Source organism: Azoarcus sp. CIB, assembly GCF_001190925.1.
Classification (GTDB): domain Bacteria; phylum Pseudomonadota; class Gammaproteobacteria; order Burkholderiales; family Rhodocyclaceae; genus Aromatoleum.
In genome coordinates, this window is record NZ_CP011072.1 from 1,733,167 (window position 1) to 1,757,344 (window position 24,178).

General features: G+C 66.0%; 23 protein-coding genes. 6 read left to right on the plus strand and 17 right to left on the minus strand.

Annotated elements, in window-relative coordinates; translation table 11 throughout:
- Positions 1–20 precede the first annotated feature (20 nt).
- The 12 genes from AzCIB_RS07575 to AzCIB_RS07630 form a co-directional block, all read right to left on the minus strand.
- The gene (locus tag AzCIB_RS07575) at positions 21–896 is read right to left on the minus strand and encodes an FAD binding domain-containing protein (RefSeq protein WP_050415333.1); all 876 of its coding nucleotides are present in this window, start codon (positions 894–896) and stop codon (positions 21–23) included.
- An 82-nt stretch (positions 897–978) separates the two neighbouring features.
- Positions 979–1,635, minus strand: coding sequence for a nuclear transport factor 2 family protein (locus AzCIB_RS07580; RefSeq protein WP_050415334.1), 657 nt, complete (start codon positions 1,633–1,635; stop codon positions 979–981).
- Between the two features lie 112 nt (positions 1,636–1,747).
- Positions 1,748–2,578 carry an enoyl-CoA hydratase/isomerase family protein gene (locus AzCIB_RS07585; protein WP_050415335.1) on the minus strand — a complete coding sequence of 277 codons (831 nt, stop codon included), beginning with the start codon at positions 2,576–2,578 and terminating at the stop codon, positions 1,748–1,750.
- Between the two features lie 159 nt (positions 2,579–2,737).
- Positions 2,738–3,661 (minus strand): TIGR03619 family F420-dependent LLM class oxidoreductase, encoded by a 924-nt coding sequence (locus tag AzCIB_RS07590; protein WP_050415336.1) that lies wholly within the window; start codon positions 3,659–3,661, stop codon positions 2,738–2,740.
- 54 nt (positions 3,662–3,715) lie between these two features.
- Entirely contained in the window at positions 3,716–4,936 is a 1,221-nt protein-coding gene (locus tag AzCIB_RS07595) for a CaiB/BaiF CoA transferase family protein (RefSeq protein ID WP_050415337.1), read from the minus strand.
- Between the two features lie 15 nt (positions 4,937–4,951).
- The gene (locus AzCIB_RS07600) at positions 4,952–6,184 is read right to left on the minus strand and encodes a CaiB/BaiF CoA transferase family protein (protein WP_050415338.1); all 1,233 of its coding nucleotides are present in this window, start codon (positions 6,182–6,184) and stop codon (positions 4,952–4,954) included.
- Between the two features lie 16 nt (positions 6,185–6,200).
- Positions 6,201–6,974 carry a DUF2889 domain-containing protein gene (locus tag AzCIB_RS07605; RefSeq protein ID WP_050415339.1) on the minus strand — a complete coding sequence of 258 codons (774 nt, stop codon included), beginning with the start codon at positions 6,972–6,974 and terminating at the stop codon, positions 6,201–6,203.
- Between the two features lie 37 nt (positions 6,975–7,011).
- Entirely contained in the window at positions 7,012–8,175 is a 1,164-nt protein-coding gene (locus tag AzCIB_RS07610; RefSeq protein ID WP_050415340.1) for an acyl-CoA dehydrogenase family protein, read from the minus strand.
- A 56-nt stretch (positions 8,176–8,231) separates the two neighbouring features.
- Positions 8,232–8,720 carry a hotdog family protein gene (locus tag AzCIB_RS07615; protein ID WP_050415341.1) on the minus strand — a complete coding sequence of 163 codons (489 nt, stop codon included), beginning with the start codon at positions 8,718–8,720 and terminating at the stop codon, positions 8,232–8,234.
- Complete coding sequence (locus tag AzCIB_RS07620; protein WP_050415342.1) at positions 8,717–9,262, minus strand: MaoC family dehydratase; 546 nt, start codon at positions 9,260–9,262, stop codon at positions 8,717–8,719. Before AzCIB_RS07620 ends, AzCIB_RS07615 begins: the two co-directional genes overlap by 4 nt.
- Positions 9,259–10,419, minus strand: coding sequence for a CaiB/BaiF CoA transferase family protein (locus tag AzCIB_RS07625; RefSeq protein ID WP_050415343.1), 1,161 nt, complete (start codon positions 10,417–10,419; stop codon positions 9,259–9,261). The genes AzCIB_RS07620 and AzCIB_RS07625 overlap by 4 nt, the downstream gene beginning before the upstream one ends.
- A 15-nt stretch (positions 10,420–10,434) precedes the next feature.
- The gene (locus AzCIB_RS07630) at positions 10,435–11,616 is read right to left on the minus strand and encodes an acyl-CoA dehydrogenase family protein (protein ID WP_050415344.1); all 1,182 of its coding nucleotides are present in this window, start codon (positions 11,614–11,616) and stop codon (positions 10,435–10,437) included.
- A gap of 535 nt (positions 11,617–12,151) precedes the next feature.
- Between AzCIB_RS07630 and AzCIB_RS07635 the strand changes: the two genes are divergently transcribed.
- The 4 genes from AzCIB_RS07635 (at position 12,152) to AzCIB_RS07650 (ending at position 16,835) form a co-directional block, all read left to right on the plus strand.
- Positions 12,152–13,120: an electron transfer flavoprotein subunit alpha/FixB family protein gene (locus AzCIB_RS07635; protein ID WP_050415345.1), complete on the plus strand. Its 969-nt coding sequence runs from the start codon at positions 12,152–12,154 to the stop codon at positions 13,118–13,120.
- Positions 13,121–13,134: 14 nt separating this feature from the next.
- Entirely contained in the window at positions 13,135–13,566 is a 432-nt protein-coding gene (locus AzCIB_RS07640) for a Zn-ribbon domain-containing OB-fold protein (RefSeq protein WP_198149640.1), read from the plus strand.
- A 14-nt stretch (positions 13,567–13,580) separates the two neighbouring features.
- Positions 13,581–14,774 (plus strand): thiolase C-terminal domain-containing protein, encoded by a 1,194-nt coding sequence (locus AzCIB_RS07645; protein ID WP_083446917.1) that lies wholly within the window; start codon positions 13,581–13,583, stop codon positions 14,772–14,774.
- 93 nt (positions 14,775–14,867) lie between these two features.
- Positions 14,868–16,835, plus strand: coding sequence for a heterodisulfide reductase-related iron-sulfur binding cluster (locus AzCIB_RS07650; protein ID WP_050415348.1), 1,968 nt, complete (start codon positions 14,868–14,870; stop codon positions 16,833–16,835).
- 355 nt (positions 16,836–17,190) lie between these two features.
- Here the strand turns inward: AzCIB_RS07650 and AzCIB_RS07655 are convergent, their stop codons facing one another.
- Both AzCIB_RS07655 and AzCIB_RS07660 read right to left on the minus strand, forming a co-directional pair.
- Complete coding sequence (locus AzCIB_RS07655) at positions 17,191–18,039, minus strand: Fic family protein (protein ID WP_083446918.1); 849 nt, start codon at positions 18,037–18,039, stop codon at positions 17,191–17,193.
- Positions 18,040–18,254: 215 nt separating this feature from the next.
- Positions 18,255–18,758 carry a hypothetical protein gene (locus AzCIB_RS07660; RefSeq protein ID WP_050415349.1) on the minus strand — a complete coding sequence of 168 codons (504 nt, stop codon included), beginning with the start codon at positions 18,756–18,758 and terminating at the stop codon, positions 18,255–18,257.
- Positions 18,759–18,895: 137 nt separating this feature from the next.
- Between AzCIB_RS07660 and AzCIB_RS07665 the strand changes: the two genes are divergently transcribed.
- On the plus strand, positions 18,896–19,744 hold the full coding sequence (locus AzCIB_RS07665; RefSeq protein WP_050415350.1) for a PA4780 family RIO1-like protein kinase: 849 nt from the start codon (positions 18,896–18,898) through the stop codon (positions 19,742–19,744).
- A 35-nt stretch (positions 19,745–19,779) separates the two neighbouring features.
- Here the strand turns inward: AzCIB_RS07665 and AzCIB_RS07670 are convergent, their stop codons facing one another.
- From AzCIB_RS07670 to AzCIB_RS07680, 3 genes are all read right to left on the minus strand, one after another.
- Positions 19,780–20,130, minus strand: coding sequence for a CPBP family intramembrane glutamic endopeptidase (locus AzCIB_RS07670; RefSeq protein WP_050415351.1), 351 nt, complete (start codon positions 20,128–20,130; stop codon positions 19,780–19,782).
- A 121-nt stretch (positions 20,131–20,251) separates the two neighbouring features.
- On the minus strand, positions 20,252–22,186 hold the full coding sequence (locus tag AzCIB_RS07675; protein WP_050415352.1) for an ABC-F family ATP-binding cassette domain-containing protein: 1,935 nt from the start codon (positions 22,184–22,186) through the stop codon (positions 20,252–20,254).
- 187 nt (positions 22,187–22,373) lie between these two features.
- Positions 22,374–23,276 carry a LysR family transcriptional regulator gene (locus AzCIB_RS07680; protein WP_050415353.1) on the minus strand — a complete coding sequence of 301 codons (903 nt, stop codon included), beginning with the start codon at positions 23,274–23,276 and terminating at the stop codon, positions 22,374–22,376.
- A gap of 121 nt (positions 23,277–23,397) precedes the next feature.
- Here AzCIB_RS07680 and AzCIB_RS07685 point away from each other — a divergent pair, with 121 nt between their 5' ends.
- On the plus strand, positions 23,398–23,835 hold the full coding sequence (locus tag AzCIB_RS07685) for a DoxX family protein (protein ID WP_050415354.1): 438 nt from the start codon (positions 23,398–23,400) through the stop codon (positions 23,833–23,835).
- Positions 23,836–24,178: the final 343 nt, after the last annotated feature.

Below are 24,178 nucleotides of genomic sequence, written 5' to 3' on the forward strand. Positions count from 1 at the left end.
GTGCCTGGAGTGAGAGGGCTTCAGTGCGCGCGCGCGGCCGCATCGGCGAGCGCGCGCTCGAGCAGGGTGCCGACGAGGTGGCGCCGGTACTCGGCGGAAGCGTGGATGCAGCTCATCGGGTCGGCGAGCGAGGCGGCTGCAATGGCCCCCGCCCGGGCGAAGCTTTCGGTGTTCGGGACGGCGCCGCGCAGCGCGTCTTCGGCCTCGCTCAGGCGCACGGCGGTCGCATCGATGCCGAATGCGGCAATGCGCGCGTCGGCACAGCGGCCCGCTTCGAGGCGCAGCGTGAGCGCGACGCCGGCAAGTGCGAGGTCGCCGCTGCGGCGCGTGATCTCCCGGATGGCCCAGCCGGTTCCGGGGGGCAGCACCGGCATGCGAACTTCGGTGAGGATCTCGCCTTGTTCCAGTGCGGTCGTCATGTAGGTGACGAAAAACTCGGCGGCCGGAATCACGCGCTCGCCGTCGGGACCGGTGGCGACCATCTCCATGCCGAGCACCAGCGCGACGGCCGGATATTCGGATGCCGGATCGGCATGGGCGAACGAGCCGCCGACGGAGCCGCGATTGCGGATCTGCTGATGTCCGACGAGTCGCGTGGCCGCGTGGAAGAGCGGCTGGCGCTCGCGCACGAGTTCCGACAATTCCGCGGCGCGCTTGCTCGCCATCGCACCGATCGCGATGCGGCCGTCCTGCAGGCGAATGTGGTCGAGGCCGGGCACTTGGCGGAGGTCGACCAGGGCATCGGGGCGCGCGACGCGCATCGCCAGCATCGGCATTAGGCTCTGGCCGCCGGCGAGGATCTTGGCGTCGCAGCCCTCGTCTTCGAGACGTGCGAGGAGCGTGACCGCGTCGGCGAGGGAGGTCGGGGCGTGGTATTCGAACGGGGCCGGTTTCATGGCGCGGACCTCGGTGCGGGTCGGGGGGATCGGTCGGGATGACTGTATGCGGGTGGGGAGGTACCCGCATCATCAGGATGGGTTATTGCGAGGCGACCGGCGTTTCCTGCCCGCCGCGGCACAGGCCGTCGCCGTGACAGTGGCGCTCGACCTTGCGGCCGTGCTCGGCGAGGTAGTCGACGGTGACGTTCGGCAGCTTGTCGAGCTTCTCGACGATCTCGTAGTGGCGCTTGTACTCGGTGCTCCGGAGCAGCCACTTGCCGTCGACCTTCACATAGCGGTCGCGATAGAAGGCGGTGCCGGTGGTGTAAAGCTTCTCGCGCAGGTTGTAGAAGTTATCGTGCAGGTACCACGTGCCTTCGGCCTCCGTCGGGCTGACAAGGCGGATCTCCGGGTGATGGCCGTTATGCTGGGCAATGACTTCGCTGTTGAAGTTGTTGCCGATGGCTTCGAGGTACTGCTCGCGGCCCGCGAGCTTCCACTCGTAGCCGCCGCCGATGAAATGCACGGTGACCTCGGGGTGCATGAGGCTGCGCAGGAGGGGCAGGTCCGCACTGTCGATGCCGCGGAAATAGGCGTGCTTGAGCATGCGGATTTCCTCGATGTCCTTCAGCGCGCGCACTTCGGCCTGCAGGGCCTTGAGCTGCCCGGCCACGTTGTCGCTTTTGGGTGGTGCCGCGGCGAAGGCCGCGGACGAAAGGATCAGCGCGGCGGCAGCCGCAACAATGAATTTGCTCATCTCAACTCCATGTCATGGCGCCCCCGGCGCATCGCGCGCCGTCGGGCGGGTCTCGTGTCGGGGTTGGCGATGAGGGGGCCGGCCCGGTCTGCGCCGTGCTCGGCCGTACGCGTCAGATACCGCGATACACGGGCTTGCGCTTCTCGAGGAAGGACTGGGTGCCTTCCTTCGCGTCGAGCGACGAGGCGACGATGACGCCGGCGATGCCTTCGTAGTCGAGCATCTGTTCGAGCGTCGCGGTCTGGCCCATGTAGATCATGCGGCGCGCCATGTCGACGGCGACGCTGGCACGCTGGGCCAGGGTCTTCGCATATTCGAAGGCGGCGGCGAAGCTTTCGCCTTCGGGCACGAGATCGTCGACAAGCCCCATCGTCCTGCATTCCTCGGCGCGGAAGACGCGGCCGGTCTCGACCATCATCAGCGCGGTGGGCAGGCCGACGATGCGCGGCAGGAACCACGACAGGCCGCAGTCCGGCGCGACGCCGACATTGGTGAAGATGGCCGACATCTTGAGCGTGGTGTCCGCGAAGCGGCGGTCGCACACCATGGCGTAGGCGAGCCCCGCGCCGACGGCGTGGCCGTGGAGGGCGGCGACGATGGGCTTGTCGACCGCGATCATCTGGCGCGTTGCGTCCATGAAGGGGCCGCCCGGGGTCTTGCGCTGCGAACGCGGAATCGGGCGCGTCGCGTCGGAGGTGCCCGGCATCGGGCGGTCGCTGTCGCCGGAGATCCAGTCGATGTCGCCCCCGGCGCAGAAGGCCCGGCCGGCGCCGGTCAGCACGATCGCGCGGACTTCATCGACGTAGCGCCAGCGATGGAAGACCGTGGCGAGTTCCTCGGCGAGTTCCCAGCTCAGGGCGTTGAGCTTCTCCGGGCGGTTGAGGGTGATGATCCCGACGTTGTCTTCGATGCGGGTGGTGAGGTAGTTGTGGGTGTCCGGCATTTCTGTCTCCGGTTTTGCTTTATGTGAAATCAGACGAAGTCCCGCAGTGAAACTCCCTCCCCTTCAAGGGGAGGGTTGGGGTGGGGATGGGTTAAGCAGCGGCGCCAGAAACCCATCCCCCTCCTAACCTCCCCCCTTGAAGGGGGAGGAACTGGTGCATCACCTAAACTGCGGAATGATTTCCTGGTCGTACCACTCGATCCAGTCGAGGCATTGCTCGAAGGTTTCGAGCTTCGGCGGCATGACCTGGACGGAAGTGGCGCCGGCCTTCTGCAGCGCCTCGATTTCGCGCAGCACGCTGTCGCGGTCGGCGGAAACCTCGGTCTCGCCCTTCTCAGCGTGCGAGTAATCCTCGACCTTGTAGGCGGTGGTCGTGACGAGGATCTCAAAGCGGTCGGCCTTCTCTTCGTAGGCGGGCAGGCTCTTCATGTAGGCGATGCAGCCCGGGAGGTCTTCAGCGGTCACGAGCCAGGGGATCCAGCCGTCGCCGTGCACGGCGGCGCGGCGCATCGCAGCCTGCGAGTTGCCGCCGATGAAGATCGGCGGGTGCGGCTTCTGTATCGGCTTGGGTTCGACGAGGATGTTGTCGAACTTGACGAAGTCGCCGTGGAACTTCGGATGCTCCGAGGTCCACACTTCTTTGAGCGCCTTGAGGTATTCGTCGGTCATCGGTCCGCGCTGTTCGAACGGAATGCCGAGGGTCTCGAACTCGCGTTCCAGGTGACCGACTGCGGTGCCGAGCGTGAAGCGTCCCCCGGCGAGGAATTCCATCGTGCCGATTTGCTTGGCGAGCACCAGCGGATGGCGGTAGGGCAGCGCCAGGATGTAGGTGAGCATGTGGATGCGCTCGGTCGCGCCCATCAACACTGCAGAGGCGGCGATGCCCTCGGCGAAGCGCGAACCCATCACCTCCTTCATGTCCGTGGGCATCACGATGTGCTCGGGGATTGTGAGCCAGTCCCAGCTCAGGGAGTCGGCCTTCCGCGCATAGCGCAGGACTTCCGGGCCGCCGGCACGCGGCTCCCACGGGGCCATGGCGGCCGGGTAGTTGTTCAGCGCAGGCGTTGCGAGGGCGAACTTCATGGCGTGTCTCCGATGTATGGGCCGGGCGGCGGGGTGCCTGCGGGCCGGTGCGTGTCAGTAGATGATCCGGTCGCGCTTGAGGCGCTCGTATTCCGCTTCCGGGATGTCGAGGAGCGTCCTGAACACGCGCTCGTTGTCCTGCCCGATGGTCGGGCCGGGCCGGATGTCGGGACGGCTGCGGCTGGTTTTCACGTAGGCTCCGTAGATCGTTTCCTTGAAGCCCAGCGGGTGCGTGACCTCGATGAAGGTGTCGCGGGCGCGGTATTGCGGGTCATGCAGCAGGTCGCCGACGTTCAGCACCGGGGACGCGGCGACGCCGTGCTCCTGCAGGCGCGCAGCGAGCTCGCGGTCGTCGAATCCGCGCGTCCATTGCGCGATGTGTTCGTGCAGGCGGTCGATCGTGGACACCCGCGCGGGCAGCGTCGCGAAGGCGGGCGTCGCGGCCCAGTCAGGGTTGCCCATCGCGGCGACGAGGCCTTGCCACTCCTCGTCCCGGCAGACGGCGATACTGATCCAGCGGTCGTCGCCGCGGCAGGGGAAGACGCCGTGCGGCGCTGCGGCGGCGGTGGGGTGTTCGTTGCTCTTCGGCCCGCCGCTGCGCCCGTTCAGCGTGTAGTCCATCCACGCCGGGGCAACCATCTGCATCACCGCCTCCTGCTGGGAGAAGTCGACGTGCTGGCCCGTACCGGTGTTGCGGCGGTGGTTGAGGGCGGCGAGCACCGCAAACGCACCGAAAATGCCCGCGAAGGGGTCCGAGAAGGCGTTCTCGACCGGCACCGGGTCGCCGCCCTTGTAACCGACGAGGCTGTCGAGGCCCGTCAGCGAAGTGAGGCTCAGGCCGTAGGTGCGCACGTGTTCGAGGGGACCGTAGAGGCCCGCCGCGGGCATCGAGAACAGGATGATGTCCTCCTTCACCTCGCGCAGGCGCTCGTAACCCAGGCCGAGGCGTTCCATGACGCCGGGGCCGAAGTTCTCGACGACGACATCGGCGGTCGCGATCAGCCGCAGCGCGAGTTCTAGCGCTTCGGGTTCCTTGAGGTTGAGCGACACCGATCCGTTGCCCGCCCAGCAGGCGTGGTTCGACAGGCTGCGGTCTGGCCCGGGGATGCCGTCGGCGAAGGGCGGCAGGTTGCGGGTCATGTCGACGCGCGCGGCCGATTCGATCTTGAGCACCTCGGCGCCGAGGAAGCCGAGCGTCTGCCCGACCACTGGCCCCGCCCACACCCAGCCGAAATTGACGACGCGGACACCCTTCAGCGGCAGTTCGTTGGCCATGTCCATTTCCCCCGATCAGATCACGTTGCGTTGCGCGAGTCGGCGCACGTCCGCGGCGCCCAAGGCCAACAGTTCGCGGTAGACCTCTGCGTTGTGCTGGCCGAGCAGCGGCGCAGGGCGTTCCGGTCCGCCGGGGCAGGCCGGGAGCTTGAAGGGGGCGCCGAGGTTCTTCAGCCGGCCGAGCTGCGGGTGCTCCATGTCGACGAAGTAGTCGCGCGCCTGCAGATGCGGCTGCGCGGCGGCCTCCGCGATGGTGAACACCGCCGTCACCGGGCAACCCGCGGCTTGGCACTTCTCCATGATTTCCATCTTGCCGTGCTGCAGCGTCCACTCGCGGATGAACTCGTAGATGACATCTGCATTCTGGGCGCGCGAGTACATGTCCTGGAACATCTCCAGGCTCGCCCATTCCGGGTCGTCCATCACCTTGCGCAGCCCGTTCCACTGGCCCGGTTCGAGTGCCAGCATCCATACGTGACCGTCGCGACAGGGCAGGATCGTGGCTGGCGCGCCGAGCGGCATGCCGACACCGGTGCGCTTGTCGAAGCGGCCTTCCTGCGCGTAGCAGCCGATGTTCTGGCCGCCAACGAAGGTCGCGGCGATCGCCTCGGCGCAGGACACGTCGACCTGCTGCCCGCCCCCGGCGAGCTCACGGCCATAGACGGCGGCGAGTCCCCATGCCGCCGCGGTGACCGCGCCGAAGTAGTCCGCGGCGAAAGTGCCGTGCTCGAGCGGCGTTTCGCCTGGCCGACCGCAGTAGCGGGAACTCGCGCCGGACAGGTGGTAGGCGTTCAGGTCGTAGCCGTTCCAGCCGCTGTAGGGGCCGGTCTGCCCGAAGGGAGTGATGGAGATCACGACCAGGTCGGGGTTGGTCTCCGCAAGGGTCGCGTAATCGAGCCCCCACGCACGCATGCGCTGCGGCAGGTTGTTCTCGATCAGCACGTCGCTGTGTTCCAGCAGGCGGAGGAACAGCCGACGGCCTTCGGGGTGGGCGACATCGCAGGTGATGCCGCGCTTGTTGGTGTTGTGGAAGAAGTACAGTCCGCTCTTTTCGACGTGCGGCACGTCACCCGGGAACGGCCCCGCAGTGCGCGCAGCGTCGCCCTCGGGCAGCTCGACCTTGATCACGTCGGCCCCGTAGTCGCTGAAGAGTTTCGCGCAGTAAGGGGCCGAGACCATCTGGCCGAAGTCGATGACGCGGATGCCGGCCAGAGCGCCGCGCGGGGCGGCAGGGGTGTTGGGGATCATGGAGCCTCCGCGGGGATCAGGGCAGGAACTTCAGCAGGCGTTCGGGGGCGTGCGTGAAGTCGCGCACCGTGCCCGCGCTGCGCAGCGCCCGTTCGACGGCCCCTGCGTTGTACGAGTAGCAGGCGCCCTGCGGCATGCCGTCGGAGATGCCCGGATGCGCTGCGACCGGTTCGAAGCTGTGGCGCCGCGCCTGGGCGACGAAATACGCGCGCTGCAGTGCGACGGCGGCCTCGCGCGGCATGCCGTCGAAGGCTTGCGACGCCCATGCGTGGAAGCCACGCATCACCGGCTTGCCGGCGAGTTCTTCCGGCGCGGTGATCGTGTGCGCGCGTGGCGTGGCGATGTGCCATTCGTGGACTGGAGCGCCGTCGCAGGCGATGCGCGCGCGGGTGATGCCGTCGCGTTCGTCGTCTACCGCCATGTCGTAAAGGCGCGTCGTCCGTTCCTCGCCGCGGTGTGCGGCGGCATGCGCGACGGCAAGGATCGTCAGGTCGTGCATGTGCGTGCAGTTGTCGCCCGGGACGAGGCGGCTGCGCAACGTCGCTTCGTCCTCGTCGAGGCGATGGCCGATGGCGCGCTGGAGCGGGCGTACCGCCTCGGCGCAGGTGTTGAACGGGATGCGCATCGGCTGCACCTCGACGGTCGTGACGCGCTCGCCGTCGTGCCACAGGCGCAGGCGGAAGCCGTGGTTGCAGTCCTCCAGCTCGACGGCCACCTCGCCCGGCGCCACGCTCACGCGGAGGCGACGACGGAAGATGCCGGTTCCGTAATGCGGGTTCGGGTGCGCCATGCGGGCTTCCTCGTTCAGGCGGGCGGTCGTGGGCGGATCAGACGGTGAAGGGATCGGGGATGGTCCGCTCGCCGTCGCGGTCGAGGATGTCGGCGGCGATCAGCTCCTCGAGGTAGGACGAATCCCACCAGTTCATCTGCAGCTGCTTGGCGCGGCGGTAGAAGAGCTGGATGTCGTAGTCGAGCGTGAAGCCGATGCCGCCGTGCACCTGCTGGGCCATGTGCGTGACCTCGCGGAAGGCGCGGCAGGCGAAGAGCTTGGCCATCGCCGCGAGGCGCTTCACGTCCTTGCCCGAGGCGTGCGCCCAGGCGGCTTCGAGCACCAGCATCTTCGCGCCGTCGACCACGGCGCTCGCGTCGGCCATGTAGTGCGCGAGCGACTGGAAGGCGCCGATCGGCTTGCCGAACTGCTCGCGCTCCTTCGAATACTGGACGGTGATCTCGAGCGCGCGTTCGGCGCCGCCCGCGGCCCAGGCCGCGAGCAGGATGATGCCGTCGTACATCGCGGCCTCCCACGCCTGCCAGCCCCGCCCTTCGGCGCCGACGTGGTTCTCTGCACTGACCCGGACATTGTCGAAATCGACGCGGTACTGGGTGTCGGAAGCCATCGAGTGCTGCTGCGTCAGCGTGACGCCGGGCGCCTTCGTATCGACGAGGAACAGGTCGATGGCGTCCGCGGCCTCGCCCGTGCGGGCCAGCACGAGGAGCTGTTGCGCGGCGGCGGCGTGGAACACGTGCCGCTTGGTGCCGGACAGGACATAGTCGTCGCCCTGCCGCGTGGCGCGCAGCTGCACGCCCGCCGGGCCGAAGCCGCCGTCCGGTTCCAGCCACGCCGGCACCACGACGGTGTCGCCGGTTGCGATGGCGCCGAGCAGCCCGCGCCGGTCCGCGGCTTCGCCCGCGTGACGCAGCGCCCCCGCCACCATCACCGTGCTGGGGAAGTAGGGTCCGGGCGCGAGGTGGCGGCCGAGCTGCTCGTAGATCACGGCGCAGTCGAGCATGCTCAGTCCCATGCCGCCGTCTTCCTCGCGGATCGCCATGCCGAGCAGGCCCGTCTCGCGCATCTGCTGCCACAGGTCGGCGGGGACGCCCATCGGGTCGTTTTCCATCTTGCGCACGACGTCCGTGCCGCTGAAGTCGGCGCACAGGTTGCGGGTCATGTCGCGGAGCATGTTCTGCTCGTCGGTGAACTTCAGGTCCATTGGCAGCCTCTTGAAAGTGTGGCGGGCGAAAAGGTCGCGGTCATGGCGCGGGTGCCTTACGGCAGCCAGCGATCGCCCTTGCGGGTCCAGGGATTGTCGGCAGCGTCGGCAGGGATGGCGACGCGTGCGCGGCCGGTCGTGCGCACTTCGTCGCCGACGGAAATCGTCAGCTCCAGGTCGGCCCAGTGGCATCCGGCTGCGTCGCGGGCGAGCTTGCGCACGATCCCGGAAAAGCACATCTCGTCGCCGGGGAAGACGGATTTCTTCATCTCGAAGCGCAGGCGCCCGAGGCGGCCTTTCGGGCCGGTCCAGTCGGTGATGTAGCGTTCGAACCAGGCGGCGTTGTTGGGCGTGTTGATGAATATGTTATTCACGCCGTTGCGCTCGACCGCGAAGTCCTTGTCATGGTGCATCGGCCGCCAGTCGCGACTCGCCAGCGCACCGAGCACGATGGTCGTCGCGCTCACGGGGTGGCGCAGCGCGGGCATTTCCTGGCCTTCGGCGATGTCGGCGGCAGTGATGCCGCACACCTCAGTCGCGCTCATTGCTCGGGCCTCCGGTAGCCCAGCATGGTGTAGATCTCGGTGCCGACCCATTCGCCATGCTGGTTGGTGGTTTCGACGTCGATTGTCCAGAATCGCCCGATGCCCAGCTTCGTCTGTTTGAGGGGGCCGATGCTGCGCACGATCTGGCGCGTCGTCAGCCGATCCCCGGGGCGTACCGGTTCGCCGAACACGGCTTCGTTGCTGGCGACGACCGCCTCGGGCAGGTCGAGGATCTGCTTGAGGTCGAAATGCGTCTGCAGCGCCTTGCGTTCGCCAGTCGCCCCCGGTGCCCAGTAATGCGGGCGGAACCACACGGACATCATCGTCGGCGGCGCGATCGGGCCGCCCGTGACGGCCTCGGCGACGGCCGGATCCCAGAAAATCGGGTTGCCGTTCTGCACGGCCGCGCAGGTGTTGTAGACGTAGCCCATCTCGATCGGGAACTCGCCGGGCTCTTCGTAGAGCGGTGTGTCGATCATGCGCTGCGCCTCGTCGGGCAGGTCCGTGGCGTTGCGGCTGGCTTGCGGATCGCGCGCGCTCATTCGATGCACCCCGCTGCGCGCAATTCGGCGATCTGGCCGGCGGGGAAGCCTGCTTCGGCGAGGATCGCGTCGGTATCGGTATGGCCCGGTGGTGCGACGTGGTGGACGGGCTGCTTGCGATCACCGCCGGCGAGCACCGGCGCGAGCTGTTCGAAGGCGCCACGGCGCGGATGTTCGGCCGCCATGAAGGCCTTGCGCTCGCGGAACTGCGGATGCGCGGCCACTTCGGGGATCGCCAGCACCGGTGCGACGCAGGTGTCTGCCCCGGCGAGCAGGGTGACCCATTCGTCGCGGCTGCGCGTCAGGAAGCGTGCCGCGAAGGCCGCGCGCATCGCGTCCTGCTGCGCGTCGTCGTACTGGTGGTCGGCGAAGGCTTCGAGCTCGAGCAGTCGGCACAGGTTGCGGAAGAAGTGGCCTTCGATCGCGCCCACCGCGATATGCCTCCCGTCGCCCGCGGTATACACGCCGTACCACGCGTATTTGCCGGTCAGCACGCCCGAGCCGGGCGCGGTGTCCTCGCCGGTCGCGAGGTACTGGTCGAGGTACAGCGACATCAGGTTCAGCACGCCGTCGGTGATCGCCACGTCGAGGCATGCGCCTTCGCCGGTGCGCTCCCGGCGCAGCAGCGCCGCGAGGATGGACTGCGCCGCGTGCATGCCGCCGCCCGCGCCGTCGGCGAGCGTCGCGCCGGGCAGGGCGGGGCGGCCTTCGGCGTCGCGCCCGCTGCAGGCGAGGAAGCCGGACATCGCCAGGTAGTTGATGTCGTGCCCGACCCACTGCGCGCACGGCCCGTCCTGGCCGTAGCCGCTGGTGGAGCAGTAGATGATCTTCGGGTTGCGCGCGGCGATGTCGGCATAGCCCACCCCGAGCCGGGCGGCGACGCCGGGGCGGTAGCTCTCGATCACGACGTCCGCCTGCTCCGCCAGACGCAGCAGGGTGTCGCGGCCGGCGTCGGACTTGAGGTCGAGGCGGATCTTCTGCGTGCCGCGCCCCGCACCGTAGGCGTGGAAGACGGGCTCGACCTGCTTGGCGCCCTTGGCCGCGACCGGCGCGACCTTGACGATGCGCATGCCGAAATCGGCGAGGATGCGCGAAGCGCGCGCGGCCGGGCCGACGCTCGCCAGATCGAGAACGGTGTAGCCGTCGAGGAAGTTCATCGCGCGTCCGTCCGGTCAGAAATTCTTCGGCAGGTCGAGCTTGCGCTTGGCGATGATGTTGCGCTGCACCTGCGACGAGCCGCCGCCGATGGTGTCGATCACCGTGTAGGTGTAGCAGCTCTCCCCGCGGCCCTTGAGCGGCGCGTCCGCGGTGTGCAGCGCGAGCTGCCCGCCGGGGCCGACGATATCCATCGTCGCATCGGCCAGACGACGCGACAGCTCGGTGGCGTACAGCTTGTATTCGGAGGCCTCGACAGTCGGGGTCTTGTTGCTGTTGAGCGCGGCATCGACGAACTTCACGCCGAGCACTCGCGCAACTTCGCACTCGGTCGCCAGTTCGGCGATCCTGTGGCGCACCACCGCGTCATCCTTGAGCGGCTTGCCGTCGCGCTTGGCCGTCTTCACGTGGTCGGCCAGCACTTCCACGCGCCCGCGGATCGGCGCGAACGTGAACATGCTGAAGCGTTCGATGTCGAGCGCTTCGGCGATGTACTGGAAGCCCTTGTTGAGCTCGCCGACGCGGTAGTCGTCATGCACGAACACGTTGTCGAAGAACACGGCGTTGGTGCGCTCGTTGCCCATCGTGTACATCGGGTGGATGGTGAGGCCCGGGTCGTCCATGCGCACGAGGAACAGGCTGATGCCATGGTGCTTCGGCGCGTCCGGATCGGTGCGCGCGCCGACCCAGTACCAGTCGGCGAAGTGCGCGGAGGTCGTGAACACTTTCTGGCCGTTGAGCACCCAGCCGTCGTCCTTGCGCTCGGCCTTCAGGCGCATCGCCGCGGCGTCCGAGCCGGCCGACGGTTCCGAATAGCCGACGGCGAATTCGATCTTCGCGTCGAGGATCTGCGGCAGGAATTCGCGTTTCAGCTTTTCCGAGCCGACATTGATCAGCGTCTTGCCGATGATGCCCACGCCCTTGCCGATTTGCGGCGCGCCCACCGAGGATAGTTTTTCGTTGAGCAGGTATTCGAAGAAACCTTCGCCTTCCTGACCGCCGTATTCCTTCGGCCACGTGATGCCGAGCCAGCCCTTTTCGGCGACCTTTTTCATGAAGGCGCGGCGCTCCGGCGTATCGCACACCTGTGCCATGTTTTCACGAGTGACGTCCATGACTTTCGGGTCATGGTTTTCCTTCAGGAATTGATCGACCTCACGCAGGAATTCGCATTCTTTTTCGGAAAACTCAAAATCCATGTCTGTCCCCGCATCAGGAATTAATCAAGACGGCCGGGAAGTCGGCTATTGCCGCCATGCCGCCAATCGTTGAGCCGATTCTAGATTCCGATTTCGGGCGATGTTGTCCGGCGGCAGTTCCGAAGTGGCCGCAGGAATGTCAGATAAGGCCATGCCCGCCCTGGCAGGGCGCGGGCGACCGATCCTTGCATCGCGCAACCTGATTCGAACGAGATTTATCCACGCGCGCCGCAGACCCTCCCCCCTCCCTTCAAGGGGAAGGAGCCCTTCGATCACCGGCTGAGGTTCGTTGCTAATCAAGTCGCCAAACGCCTTGCGTGACAAGGGTTTCGGGCTGGCCGGAAATGAATTGGCAAAGTCCCCTTCTGATTCGAAGCGGCGCAGTGCGAAAAAGGGCAGGCAATTAGACTGGATTCAGGAATCGGGATCCGGGACTGCGCCGATAACCCGCAGCAAAGTGGCCGCATGGAAATAGCACTGCCTCTGCCGGATGCCCGCTCGATCAATTCGTCGCACTGAACAAGGAGTCCTCGCTATGGCCGTTGTGCTGTGTTCCTGGGGTGATGCCATCGACGGCGGTACCGAAGAGGCGCTGACGCTCGCACGCAAGCTGGCGGGCTCGACCGGGGTGGAATTGCGCTGGCTGGTGCTCGGCAGTGCCGCGGACGCGGCGACCGAAGTGGCTGCCCGTTACGGCGTGAATCGCCTCGACCGCATCGAGGGAGCCGCGCAGGGGGTGACTGCAGGGCCGTCCGGACCGGATGCGCTCGTCGCAATCCTCGCCGCTTACTGCGGCAGCACCTCGCCCAGCACGGTGCTGTTCAATCAGGGCGCCGAATCGCGCGTCATCGCGGCGCGCCTCGCGGGCCGTCTCGGCGTGCCCGTGGTCGCAAACGTATTCGATGCCGAGCCCGCCGGCAACGGGCTGCACGTGACGGCGACGGCCTTCGGTGGCGACACGCATGCGGTCTACGAACTGACGGCGCCGGTCGCGGTGCTGTCGGTGACGACCACCTCGATCGTCGCGGCGCCCGCCGCCGTGCCCACCGCCGTCGTGCAGCACGCCGTCGCGCTCGACACGGGCGCCGTCGGCGAACGCTTCGAAGTCATCTCCTCGCCGCAGGTCGCCGAAGCGCGTCTCGAGGACGCCCAGATCATCGTCTCGGGCGGTCGGGGCCTCGGCAGCAAGGAGAACTTCGAGATGGTCAAGGACATGGCGGCAGCCATAGGCGGGATGTGGGGCGGCTCGCGCGCCATCGTTGATGAGGGCTGGATCGACTCGTCGCATCAGGTCGGCCTCACCGGCAAGGTCACGCGTCCGGCGCTGTATATAGCCGTCGGCATCTCCGGCGCCAGCCAGCACATGGCCGGCTGCTCCGCGGCGAAGACCATCGTCGCGATCAACAAGGATGCCGACGCGTCGATCTTCCGCTACGCGCACTACGGGGTCGTGGGCGACTGCCTGGAGATCCTGCCCGAACTCATCAAGGCGGCGAAGGCATGACGGAGCGTTACACGATGAATGAGATTGCCAACACTGCCGCCCTGCGCGAGCCCTGCGTCCCGGGACTGTTCTCGGAAGAGGAGGGCGCGCGCCTGCACGGTGCCCGCTGCAATTGCTGCAACACGCCGTACTTTCCGCGGGTGGCCACCTGCCGCAATCCGTCGTGTGACGAATCGCGGATCGTGCCCTGCACGTTCGGGGGCGAGGGAAACCTCTGGAGCTATTCGGTCGCGGACTTTCCGCCGCCGCCGCCCCACCGCTACGACCAGCCCTTCGTCCCGTACGCCATCGGCGTGGTCGACCTCGACAGCGGCCTGCGCGTGGTCGGGCAGATGGTGGATCCCGCCGAGGCCATGCAGGTCGGCGCGCGCGTCCGGCTCGTGATCGAACCGATCCATCACGGTGACGGCAAGGCCTTCACGTCGTGGAAATTCAAACTGCTCTGAGCTCCGGGGGAAACATGCAGGAAGTCGTCGTTCTGGGAGTAGGGATGCATCGCTTCGGCAAGACCGGCGATGCGATCGTGGGGGAGAAGTCCGTCACCGAGTTGTGCCGCCATGCGGTGGACATGGCGATGAAGGACGCCGGCGTGTCGTGGAAACAGGTGCAGGCGGTGTCCGCCGCGAGTTCGCGTTTTTCGGGCGGGAAGGGCTGGGGCCTGAACGGCAACGACATCGTCGAGGATTTCGGCTGCACCGGCATCCCCGTCTACAACCTCTCGGCCGGCTGCGCCGCCGGGGGCAACGCGTTCAACATCGGCTACTCGCTCGTCGCCGGCGGCATCCATGATCTCGTCCTCGTAGTCGGCGGCGAGGTGATGCCCAAGGGCATGATCCAGACCTCCGGCGTCGAGGACGCGAACGATCCCGAATACCTGCGCCAGCGCTGCGTCGGCATGCCAGGCCCGGCCTTCTGGGCGACCCTCGCGCGGCGCCGCATATTCGACTACGGCACGACCGAGGAGCAGATGGCCAAAGTCACCGTGAAGGCGCGCAAGTGCTCCGAGAGCAATCCCTTCGCGCGCTTCCAGAAGGCCGTGTCGCTCGACGAGGTGCTCGCGTCGCCCTACGTCAGCAATCCGCTGCGCCTGTTCGAGATCTGTCCGGTGTCGAACGGCGCCGCCGCGGCGGTGATCTGCTCGAAGGAGATGGCGCGCCGCTTCACGTCGAAGCCGATCACGGTCGCAACCAGCGCCGTCGCCACCATCGGCTTCGACGACGCCCTGCCGCGCAGCCTCGCCGGCCCGGTCCCCTCCGGCCCGAGCTTCCACACCGAGGCCAAGTCCGCCGTGATGAAGGCCTTCGAGCGTTCCGGTATCGGCCCGCGCGACATCAGCTTCACCGAATTGCAGGACAACACCTGCTACTACGAGCTCGCCTTCCCCGAGGAATGGGGGTTGTGCGAACCCGGCGAGGCCGAGCGCCTGCTGGAGGCGGGCGAGACCGCGCCCACCGGCCGGATGCCGATCAACCCTTCGGGCGGCTTCGTGTCCTTCGGCGAGGCCACCACGGCGATGGGCGTGTTCCAGATCGCCGAACTCACCTGGCAGTTGCGCGGCCAGGCGGGCGGACGGCAGGTGCCGGATGCGAAGGTCGGGCTTGCCCAGACCAACGGCCTGGGTGGCAACGCGACCGCCGCCATCCTCAAGCGCTGACTTCCTCCAGATACGACCGTTCGCCCCGAGCCTGCCAAAGGGCTCGGCACGACCGATCGCTGGTTACAAGGCTGATTACCCCGGGGCCCCGACATGTCCACGATCTCCGCACTCGACTACACTCTCCTCGCGATCCTGCTGGGGGGCGCACTGGTCAGCATGCTCCTGGGCCTGAAGCGTCGCGCGGCGCGGATTGCAGCCGGCAAGGCGACCCCGGTCGGTGTCAGCCCGGGGCAGGCGTGGCGCGAGCGCCTGAACTTGCGTGCCTTTGCGTCGCGCGGCCTGTTCGCGTCGCGCCTCATCAAACGCCCGGTGGCCGGGCTCGCCCATGGCCTGATGTTCGTCGGTGCACTCGTCGCCATCTTCGGCCACGCGGCCTTCCTGCTGAGTTTTGCCGGCGTGCCGGTGTATGAGGGGAAGTTCGGCCTTGCCGTGATGGAACTCGGGCGCGAACTCGCCGGCCTGCTGATGTTCGTGGGCGTGGCCTTCTTCCTCGTGCGGCGCCTCACGCGCCTCGAACGCCTGAACACCGGTGGCTTCCGCCGCGGCTTCGTCGCGATGGAAGTGTTGTTCCTCGTCACCATCGCGGCCGGCTTCGCGGCCGAAGCCTTGCGGCTGGCGGCACCCGGATCCTTCAGTCGCGGCGAGTTCTTCGGCCTCGCGCTCGCGGGCGGGCTGCGCGACATCGGGCTCGGTGCCGACGCCCTCGGCTCGCACCTCGCGTGGTGGCTGCACGGCCTGCTGGGCGTCGCGTTCATCGGCCTGATCGCGCACACGCCGCTGTCGCACATGCTGCTTGCGCCCGCCAACGCCGCGCTCGCCCGCCGCCGCCCGGGGATCACGCTCGCCCCGATCGACTTCGATGCCGATCCGCCGGAGGGAAAGGAGGTCTCCTTCGGTGCCGCGAAACTCGCCGATCTCGACCGCAAGAAGCTGCTCGATTTCTCCGCCTGCCTGTGGTGCGGGCGCTGTCAGGAAGTGTGTCCGGCGGTGCAGACGGGCAAGGCATTGTCGCCAAAGAAGGTCATGACGACCTGCGCGAGCTACCTCGAAAGCGGACGCCTCGACGATGTCGCGCTGATCGACGAAATCGGCCTGCAGGCGGTGTTCGACTGCACCACCTGCGCCGCCTGCGTGGAGGAGTGTCCCGCGAGCAACAGCCCCGCTGAAACCATCCTCGAGTTCCGCCGCCATTTCGTCATGGATCGCTCGGAAATGCCGGACACGCTCGCGCTCGCCAACCGCAACCTCGAATCACGCGGCCACCCCTTCGTCGGCACTGCCGCCAATCCGCACGACTGGCGGAAGGGGCTGGACGTGCCCTTCTTCGAGGCCGGAAAGTCCGAATACCTGCTCTGGATCGGCTGCTCGGTCGCCTTCGAGCCGCGCGCCCAGGAAGTCGCCCGCGCGATGGTGCGCATTCTGGAGACCGCCGGGGTGTCCTACGGCATCCTCGAAGAGTCGCGCTGTACGGGCGACCCGGCGAAGATGGCCGGCGACGAGATGCAATTCGTCGAGATCGCCCAGGCCAACATCGAAGACTTCCGCGAGCGCAAGATCCAGAAAGTGATCACGATGTGCGCGCACTGCTTCAACAGCTTCGACCGTTACTACCCCGAACTCGGCGCCGACTGGCAGACGATCCCGCACTCCGTGCTGATCGACCAGTTGATCACCGACGGCCGCCTGCAGGTCCTGCGCAACGACGCCGAGAAGATCACCTTCCACGACCCCTGCTACCTCGGCCGCCACAACGACATCCTTGCCGAACCCCGCCGCGCCCTCGGCGCCGTCGCCCAACTCATCGAAATGCCGCGCAACCGCAAGGACAGCTTCTGCTGCGGCGCGGGCGGTGGCAACTACTGGGGCGGGAAAGGTGGTACTGCGCGCATCAACGACGTGCGCATGCAGGAAGCTGTCGACACCGGCGCCGCGAAGGTTGCGACCTCGTGCTCGTTCTGCTTGCTGATGCTCACGTCGAGTGCGTCGAAACACGGGGAGGAAAGGCGCGTGTTTGATGTCGCGGAGTTGGTGGCGGAGGCGCTGCCGACGCGCGCGTAAACCGCCTGAGGGCGGTCGTGGAGTCTCGCCTTCCTGCGCGTTGCCCCAATTTGAGGCGCGCCCGTGCGTCCCTGTAGCCGCGCGGCTTCGCGCTGGTTCCCCGCATCTTATCCACAGGCTCGCCCACAGAGATTGTGGAGGAAACCTCGGGGCGGTTATTCGGGTCAGCCGCCGAAACGTATACTTGCGCGCTCTTGGGCAAGCCAGTGTGTACGGCAACAACCGCCCACTCGCTTCTTGTACGCGTCTTGATGCCCCACACTTCACCACACGAAGGATGCTTCGCCCCCCTCATGCCCACCCGGCACTCTGTTCAGAGGCCGGGACCGGATCGAGAGCGTGAAGGACTCGGCGCCTACTGCTGCGCGAGTTCCGCCTTCACCAGCGCTTCTATGAACTCGAAGGCTTCGGCGGGCACCCTTTCAACCAACTGCTTGCGCCGGTTCTTCGAGATCGCGCCCCCGTTTTGCAGCGCAGACGCGATCAGCAGGTGCTGGTCGTTCGACCGCAAATCGAATTCCTCGTTCACGGCCCTGCTGATGCGGTCGAAGCTCGCGAGAAATTCGGTCTCCTGCCGCAGATCGACGTTGAGGGCTTCTTCAGCCATCCGGAAGCCGAATTCGACACAAGGCGTGGCATCCCAGTAGCGATAGATCGAAGGCTGCCCCTTGAAGTCGAACGCGAATTGATCCTCGTCGATCCACGCCACATCCCACAGCTTGCGGGCAGGCTTCGAGAAGGACTGCAGGGCCAGCAGATACTGCTCCTCGTGGCGCTTCATCGCGATTGACACGGGTAGCAGCAGGCCCCGTTCCAGTTGGCCGGACTGACACAAGGCGTGATGAAACAGGAAACGTGACAGGCGGCCGTTGCCATCCATGTAGGGGTGCAGGAACACGAAACCGAAGGACTCGACGGATGCCGCAACGATCGGGTCGATCTGTTTGGACAGGCTGTTCGCCACTGCCATGAAGGCAGGCATCAGGCTCGTCAGCAGGTCGGGGGCCGGCGGCACATAGGTGACGCTGCTTGCCCCGCGCAGCCCTCCGCCGCGTAGCCAGTTCTGCTCGTGACGAAAGCAGGCTGCCCGATCGTATGGGTTCGAGAGCGTCGCGGACTGCAGATCGGACAGGTACTGTTCCGTCAGTTCAACGTTCTCGTGCCCAGCGGGAAGGAGCTCAGGTTGAGCCTGCGCCGAAGGAATTCGTAGCCAACCAAGTCCATGAAACGTTGCCCTCGTGCCCGGATATTTCGAAGCGGTACAGGATTTTTTTAATTCTTGGCCGTTTCGGAAAGTATTTTATACGTATAGATATCCGGTGCTCACATCCCGCCATCCCTCTTGCGCGATGACCGGCGGAAGATCTCGTTGTAGCGCTGCGCCCGCTGATCTCGTCCGATGTCGCCCGCAAAGGTCGATCAGCCCGGCCTGCGGAAGTCATCCTCGATCCACGCCTGCGCGCTGGCCGTGGTCAGTTTGAATCCCGCATCCACGCGCAGTCGGGCCAGTTCTTCGCCCGCAGCGTCGTAGGCCCCCAGCAGGGCATGGGGATCGTACTCGTCGACAACAATGTCGAGCGTGACGCTGACCGGGCCGGACTCCGTGTTCACGGTGAGTTTCTTGTGAAGCGTCGCGTGCAGCTGTTGCTCATGGCGGCGTAGGACTTCGGAGGCGGTCTTGACCAGGGTGTTGAATGCTGTGGGGTCAAGGGGCTTCGGGTTCTTCTTGTCGCGCCCCATCGTCCAAGGCCCCACTAGGGCGGGCTCGGGCTCGCCATCTTTGATCATTTCGACCGCCCATCCCTCGTCGTCCATGTTCTTGATGACGCGGGCGGTCCAGCCGTCGTCCTGCCATAGGCGCGGCTCTTTCACGCGGACGACTCCGTCGTCCACTTCGGCTTCGTTCATTGCATTCGATGTCATGGGTGGATTTTACGTCCCCCACGATCACGACGCGAATCATGGTTCGTAAGGATTACGCGCCGAACGAGTTCTGCCCCGATGGGAGGTGGTAATCTACTCGGTTAGCCCCATTCCATGCAGTTCAGCAGGACCAAAGTATGAAAACCCCAAGCAGAATCGAGCCGCTGGTGACCGACGGCCTCGTCGACCGCGTCACGCGCCAGCTAATGAGCGGCAAGGAGGCGATGGTGTTTGTCGTTGAGTGCGGCGAGGAAGTGCGCTGCGCCAAAGTCTACAAGGAAGCCAACAAGCGCGCCTTCCGTCAGGCAGTCGACTACACCGAAGGCCGCAAGGTCAAGAACAGCCGGCAGGCGCGCGCAATGGCAAAGGGTTCGCGCTATGGGCGGCAGGAGCAGGAGGCCGCCTGGCAAAGCGCCGAGGTCGATGCGCTATATCGCCTGGCCGCGGCCGGCGTGCGCGTGCCGACGCCGTACAACTTCCACGAAGGTGTGTTGTTGATGGAGCTGGTGGCCGACGAGAACGGCGAACCGGCGCCGCGGCTCAACGACATCGTGATGAGCGAAGAGGATGCGCGGCGCTACCACGCCTTTCTGGTGCGTCAGGTGGTGCGCATGCTGTGTGCGGGCATCGTCCACGGCGACTTGTCCGAATACAACATCCTGGTCGATGCCGATGGACCGGTGATCATCGATCTGCCGCAGGCGATCGGTGCGGCCGCCAACAACAACGCCAGCCGCATGCTGGAGCGGGACGTCGACAACCTCGCCGCCTACTTCGGCCAGTTCGCGCCGGAGCTACTGACCACCGATTACGGCAAGGAAATCTGGTCGCTCTACGAGTCCGGTAGCCTGCATCCGGACATCGAATTGACCGGCAACTTCAAGCGTGACGAGAAGCTCGCCGACCTGGACGAAGTCATGCAGGTCATCGAGGCGGCGCGCGCCGAAGATGCCGCGCGGCGGGCGCGCATGGACGAGTCCATGTAGCTGGACAGGTAACGCGGCCGACCTTGCCGCCGGAGTCAGTTGCGTGGGGCCTCGCGATCCTCTTCGCGAATTTCGCGCAGGACTTCGCCTTCGATCACCGTACCGTCGGCGGCCGGGCCTCGCGGGGCGGGCCCTCTGGCCTGCGCCTGGGCTTGGGCTTCCTGCATCACCTTGCGCAGATTGCGGGTCTTCCACCAAAGATAGCCCCAGATCAGCCCGCCCACGGCCACCACCACCGCAAAGAACAGGATGGAGAAGGTCAGCGCCAGGCCGAACACGAGCACGGCAACGGCGATCGCGGCGATCTTCTGCAGCGGGCCGACAGGCTTGGGCGGGTGCTGCTTCAGGTTATTGAACAGGGCGTCGAGTCTCGGATCGCGTTGCATGCGGGTTCCTGCGTGTGGCTTGGTGTAGCGGATGGACGAGAGATCGCGAAGAAGGTTCCGGTGAGCCGGAGCCGATTCTCGCATTCGCGCACCGCAAAGCGATGACTGCCGCTTCGCGGCTTCAGCCCCGGCTTGCCGCTTCGATCTCCTCGGAAAGCTGCAGCCAGCTGTCCTCGTGGGCATTCAGGGTTTCGTCGATCTGCTGCAACTCCTTTCCCAATTCAGCGAGTAGCTGCACCGACGGCGATCCGGCCAGTCGGGCTTCGGTGGCGTGCTTGCGCGCCTGTACTTCCAGGATCGTTTGCTCCAGCTTGCCCAGGTCGCGTTTGAGGCTCTTGAGCTTCTCCGGGCTGATCCGGTGGGCGGCAACCGGCGCCGGCGCGGGCTCGTGCTTCGGACTCTTGAGCGCGGCTTTGAGCTCTTCGCGGGCGCGGCGGGCTTCGTCGAGCAGGTATTGCTGGTAATCGTCCAGGTCCCCGTCGAAGGGTTCGACGCCGCCGCGGGAGACTAGCCAGAACTCATCGCACACCGAGCGCAGCAAGGCCCGATCGTGGGAGACCAGCATCACCGTGCCCTCGAATTCGTTGAGCGCCATCGCCAGCGCTTCGCGGGTCGCGAGGTCGAGGTGGTTGGTCGGTTCGTCCAGCAACAGCAGGTTGGGGCGTTGCCACACGAGCATGCACAGCACGAGGCGCGCTTTTTCGCCGCCGCTCATGGTGCCCACCGGCTGCTGCACCATGTCGCCACTGAAGTTGAAGGTGCCAAGGAAGGTGCGCAGATCCTGCTCGCGACCGCTCTGGCCGGCCGGGAGGCCCTCGCGCGCCATGCGCACCATGTGTTCGAGCGGGTTGTCCTGCGGGCGCAGCACGTCCAGTTCCTGCTGGGCGAAGTACCCGATGCGCAACCCCTTGCCCTCGGTGACGACGCCGCTGGTGGGGGCGAGGTCACGCGCGATGGTCTTCACCAGCGTGGACTTGCCGCGGCCGTTGGCGCCGAGGATGCCGATGCGCTCGCCGGCCATCACCGACTTGTTCACCCCACGCACGATCACCGTCGGCGGCGTGCCTGCGGGGGCGTCGTCGGGCGGCGGATAGCCGAAGCAGGCTTCCTCCATCGCCAGCATCGGGTTGGGCAGGTTGAGCGGTTCCTTGAACTCGAAGGTGAAGTCGGCGCTGGCGAGCACCGGTGCGAGCTTGTCCATGCGATCCAGCGCCTTGACCCGGCTCTGGGCCTGCTTGGCCTTGCTCGCTTTGGCCTTGAAGCGGGCGATGAACTTCTGCAGGTGGGCGATCTTGTCCTGCTGCTTCGAGTAGGCGTTCTGCTGCAACTCCAGCTGCAGGGCGCGCGTGTCCTCGAAGGTCGAGTAGTTGCCGCCGTACCGCGTCAGCTTGTGGTTGTCGATGTGCACCGTGACGTCGGTGATGGCGTCGAGGAATTCGCGGTCGTGGCTGATGACCACCAGCGTGCCGGCGTAGCGCTTGAGCCAGGCTTCCAACCAGACGAGGGCGTCGAGGTCGAGGTGGTTGGTCGGTTCGTCGAGCAGCAGCAGGTCGGATGGGCACATCAGTGCCCGGGCGAGCTGCAGGCGCATCCGCCAGCCGCCGGAGAAGCTGTTCACCGGATTGCACAGTTCGGTGGTCTTGAAGCCGAGCCCGAGGATCAGCGCCTGGGATCGTGCCTGGGCGTCGTGGGCGCCCGCGTCGTGCAGCGCCATGTAGGCGTAGGCCATGCGTTCGCCGTCGTCGCTGGCTTCGGCGGCGGCGACTTCCTGCTGCGCGGCGAGCAGGGCGGTGTCGCCCTCGATGACGAAGTCGGTGGCCGACTGGCTGGTCTCCGGCATGTCCTGTGCGACCTGCGCCATGCGCCAGGCCGCCGGGATGTTGAAGTCGCCCGCGTCTTCATGCAGCGTGCCGTTGAGCAGGCCGAACAGCGAGGACTTGCCGGCGCCGTTGCGCCCGACCAGGCCGACTTTTTCGCCGGGGTTGAGGATGACGGAGGTGTTGTCGAGCAACACCTTGGCGCCACGTCGCAGGGTGACGTCCTTGAGGGTGATCATGAGATAAGGCTCTGGTATCTGGGGATTGCAGTTGCGGGCGGATAGGGAAACGAACGCGCACGGGACCGCACTGCGGAGCTCGACCGAATCGGGAAGGACGCAAGGATACGTGCTTTGGGGGTGTGATGGTGCTGCAGGCGAAGGCGCCGCCTGCTTAATGGGAACTGCCCCGATTCGCTTGCTGCCATCAAACGTGAGTCCCGAAGAGCTCACCCACGAATTTCACAAACGCGCTGATCTTTGCCGGTTGGTGGCGGCTGGGCGGGTAGAGGATGGATATTGGAGGGCCCGGTGCAGTCCATTCCGCCAATATCGGCACCAATGTCCCTTTCTCGATGTGCGGCTGAAGCGAGAGGGACAAGAGCTGGATGACGCCCGCGCCGGATAGTGCTGCGTCGATCAACGATTCAGCGTGATTGATCCAGATGCGGGCGTCGGGCGTGTGCTCGGTAGCGGCACCGTCTCGCTCGAAGAACCACGGGACTGGCTGGCCCGTCGTCGGCTGCAGAAAACCAAGCTGCGGACACCTCGCCAGGTCGGCAGGGGAACCCGGCGTGCCGTGCCTGGCCAGGAAATCCGGCGATGCGCAGCAGACATGGCGCGTGCGGTGAATGGTTTTTGCCACGCGCCCGGAGTCTTTCAGGTTGCCGATGCGGATCGAGACGTCCACCCCTCTCTCTTCAGGGGCGACGATCTGGTCGCCGAGCGTCATCTTCACCGTAACCTCGGGGTAAAGCGCCGCAAAACGGGGCAAAGCCGGAGCGATATAGATGCGCCCGATGGCCGTCGGCACGTCGACCCGGAGAACACCTTTGGGAACCAGCGTTGCGCCGCGCAGGCGCTCCTCCATCTCGCCCAATCCGTCCAGGAGTTCGCGGGCCCGCTCGTAGCACGCCTTGCCCTCGTCGGTCAGGGAGAGCTTGCGAGTCGTTCGATTGAGCAAGCGAACCCCCAGGTGACGTTCCAGATTCGTCAGATGGTTGGTCACAGAGGAATTCGACATCTCGAGCTGCCGCGCCGTGCACGTGAAGCTGCCGGCTTCGACGATACGGCAGAACACTCGCAAGGCTTCGAAGCGGTCGATGCTCATTATTTCGATTTACCGAAGAATGTTTTTAACCATTCTACATTTGTGGATTTTGCTTTAGAAGCCACAATGCGACCCGAAATCGGCCGAACGTCTTAGAACCTTTTCTTCACAGGAGCAAATCATGGCCAGCATACAGAACGGACAGACAGCAGGTCTCCTTATCGGGCGAATCCTCCTGGGTCTGATCTTCGTCATTTCCGGCATCGGCAAGATCGGGAAGTTTGCCGGCGTTGCCGGGTACATGAGTTCGAAGGGCATCCCCATGAGCGAAGTGCTCCTGGTCGGCACGATCGCCCTTGAAGTGCTTGGCGGACTGGCCATCATCACCGGATGGAAAGCGCGATGGGCGGCGGCTGCCATCGTTCTTTTCCTGGTTCCGGCGACGTTGGTGTTCCATCAATTCTGGGCAGCCGATCAGGCCAGCTATCAGAACCAGCTCAATCACTTCCTGAAGAATCTCGCGATCATGGGCGGCATGATCTACATCGTTCTTGCGGGCCCGGGGAAGCTCAGCCTGGACCGCGGTGCCGATAACGAGGCGATGTCTTCCGCACGCTAGAAAGATCCGCTTGACCGCAAGTCACCACTAGCGGCTCCCCGCATCAGGGGCGCTGCGCTGGTGAAATCCCTGCAACGCCGCCACCCACAGCGTGGTGGCGTTGTAGGAGCGCCTGAAGCTTTGCAATACCGGGTAAATTAGCGCATTTGGCTTATTTCCGGCCGACTCCCGGCCGACTCGCACGGAACAGACAAGCTCGGCCCCTTGCTCAAGCTCAGGTACAACAACGCGATCGCCGACGCGTTCGCGGATCTGGGCTCGCCGGATGTGGTTCGCAAGGCGTTCGTCGGGTTTCAGCGCTACCTGTATCAGGGGTAGCGATTCACTCCGGGACAAGGTTCGT

Excerpts from the sequence above, each read along its gene's own strand:
- AzCIB_RS07575 (WP_050415333.1), bottom strand. The coding sequence starts at position 896 with ATGAAACCGGCCCCGTTCGAATACCACGCCCCGACCTCCCTCGCCGAC.
- AzCIB_RS07580 (WP_050415334.1), bottom strand. The coding sequence starts at position 1,635 with ATGAGCAAATTCATTGTTGCGGCTGCCGCCGCGCTGATCCTTTCGTCC.
- AzCIB_RS07585 (WP_050415335.1), bottom strand. The coding sequence starts at position 2,578 with ATGCCGGACACCCACAACTACCTCACCACCCGCATCGAAGACAACGTC.
- AzCIB_RS07590 (WP_050415336.1), bottom strand. The coding sequence starts at position 3,661 with ATGAAGTTCGCCCTCGCAACGCCTGCGCTGAACAACTACCCGGCCGCC.
- AzCIB_RS07595 (WP_050415337.1), bottom strand. The coding sequence starts at position 4,936 with ATGGCCAACGAACTGCCGCTGAAGGGTGTCCGCGTCGTCAATTTCGGC.
- AzCIB_RS07600 (WP_050415338.1), bottom strand. The coding sequence starts at position 6,184 with ATGATCCCCAACACCCCTGCCGCCCCGCGCGGCGCTCTGGCCGGCATC.
- AzCIB_RS07605 (WP_050415339.1), bottom strand. The coding sequence starts at position 6,974 with ATGGCGCACCCGAACCCGCATTACGGAACCGGCATCTTCCGTCGTCGC.
- AzCIB_RS07610 (WP_050415340.1), bottom strand. The coding sequence starts at position 8,175 with ATGGACCTGAAGTTCACCGACGAGCAGAACATGCTCCGCGACATGACC.
- AzCIB_RS07615 (WP_050415341.1), bottom strand. The coding sequence starts at position 8,720 with ATGAGCGCGACTGAGGTGTGCGGCATCACTGCCGCCGACATCGCCGAA.
- AzCIB_RS07620 (WP_050415342.1), bottom strand. The coding sequence starts at position 9,262 with ATGAGCGCGCGCGATCCGCAAGCCAGCCGCAACGCCACGGACCTGCCC.
- AzCIB_RS07625 (WP_050415343.1), bottom strand. The coding sequence starts at position 10,419 with ATGAACTTCCTCGACGGCTACACCGTTCTCGATCTGGCGAGCGTCGGC.
- AzCIB_RS07630 (WP_050415344.1), bottom strand. The coding sequence starts at position 11,616 with ATGGATTTTGAGTTTTCCGAAAAAGAATGCGAATTCCTGCGTGAGGTC.
- AzCIB_RS07635 (WP_050415345.1), top strand. The coding sequence starts at position 12,152 with ATGGCCGTTGTGCTGTGTTCCTGGGGTGATGCCATCGACGGCGGTACC.
- AzCIB_RS07640 (WP_198149640.1), top strand. The coding sequence starts at position 13,135 with ATGAATGAGATTGCCAACACTGCCGCCCTGCGCGAGCCCTGCGTCCCG.
- AzCIB_RS07645 (WP_083446917.1), top strand. The coding sequence starts at position 13,581 with ATGCAGGAAGTCGTCGTTCTGGGAGTAGGGATGCATCGCTTCGGCAAG.
- AzCIB_RS07650 (WP_050415348.1), top strand. The coding sequence starts at position 14,868 with ATGTCCACGATCTCCGCACTCGACTACACTCTCCTCGCGATCCTGCTG.
- AzCIB_RS07660 (WP_050415349.1), bottom strand. The coding sequence starts at position 18,758 with ATGACATCGAATGCAATGAACGAAGCCGAAGTGGACGACGGAGTCGTC.
- AzCIB_RS07665 (WP_050415350.1), top strand. The coding sequence starts at position 18,896 with ATGAAAACCCCAAGCAGAATCGAGCCGCTGGTGACCGACGGCCTCGTC.
- AzCIB_RS07670 (WP_050415351.1), bottom strand. The coding sequence starts at position 20,130 with ATGCAACGCGATCCGAGACTCGACGCCCTGTTCAATAACCTGAAGCAG.
- AzCIB_RS07675 (WP_050415352.1), bottom strand. The coding sequence starts at position 22,186 with ATGATCACCCTCAAGGACGTCACCCTGCGACGTGGCGCCAAGGTGTTG.
- AzCIB_RS07680 (WP_050415353.1), bottom strand. The coding sequence starts at position 23,276 with ATGAGCATCGACCGCTTCGAAGCCTTGCGAGTGTTCTGCCGTATCGTC.
- AzCIB_RS07685 (WP_050415354.1), top strand. The coding sequence starts at position 23,398 with ATGGCCAGCATACAGAACGGACAGACAGCAGGTCTCCTTATCGGGCGA.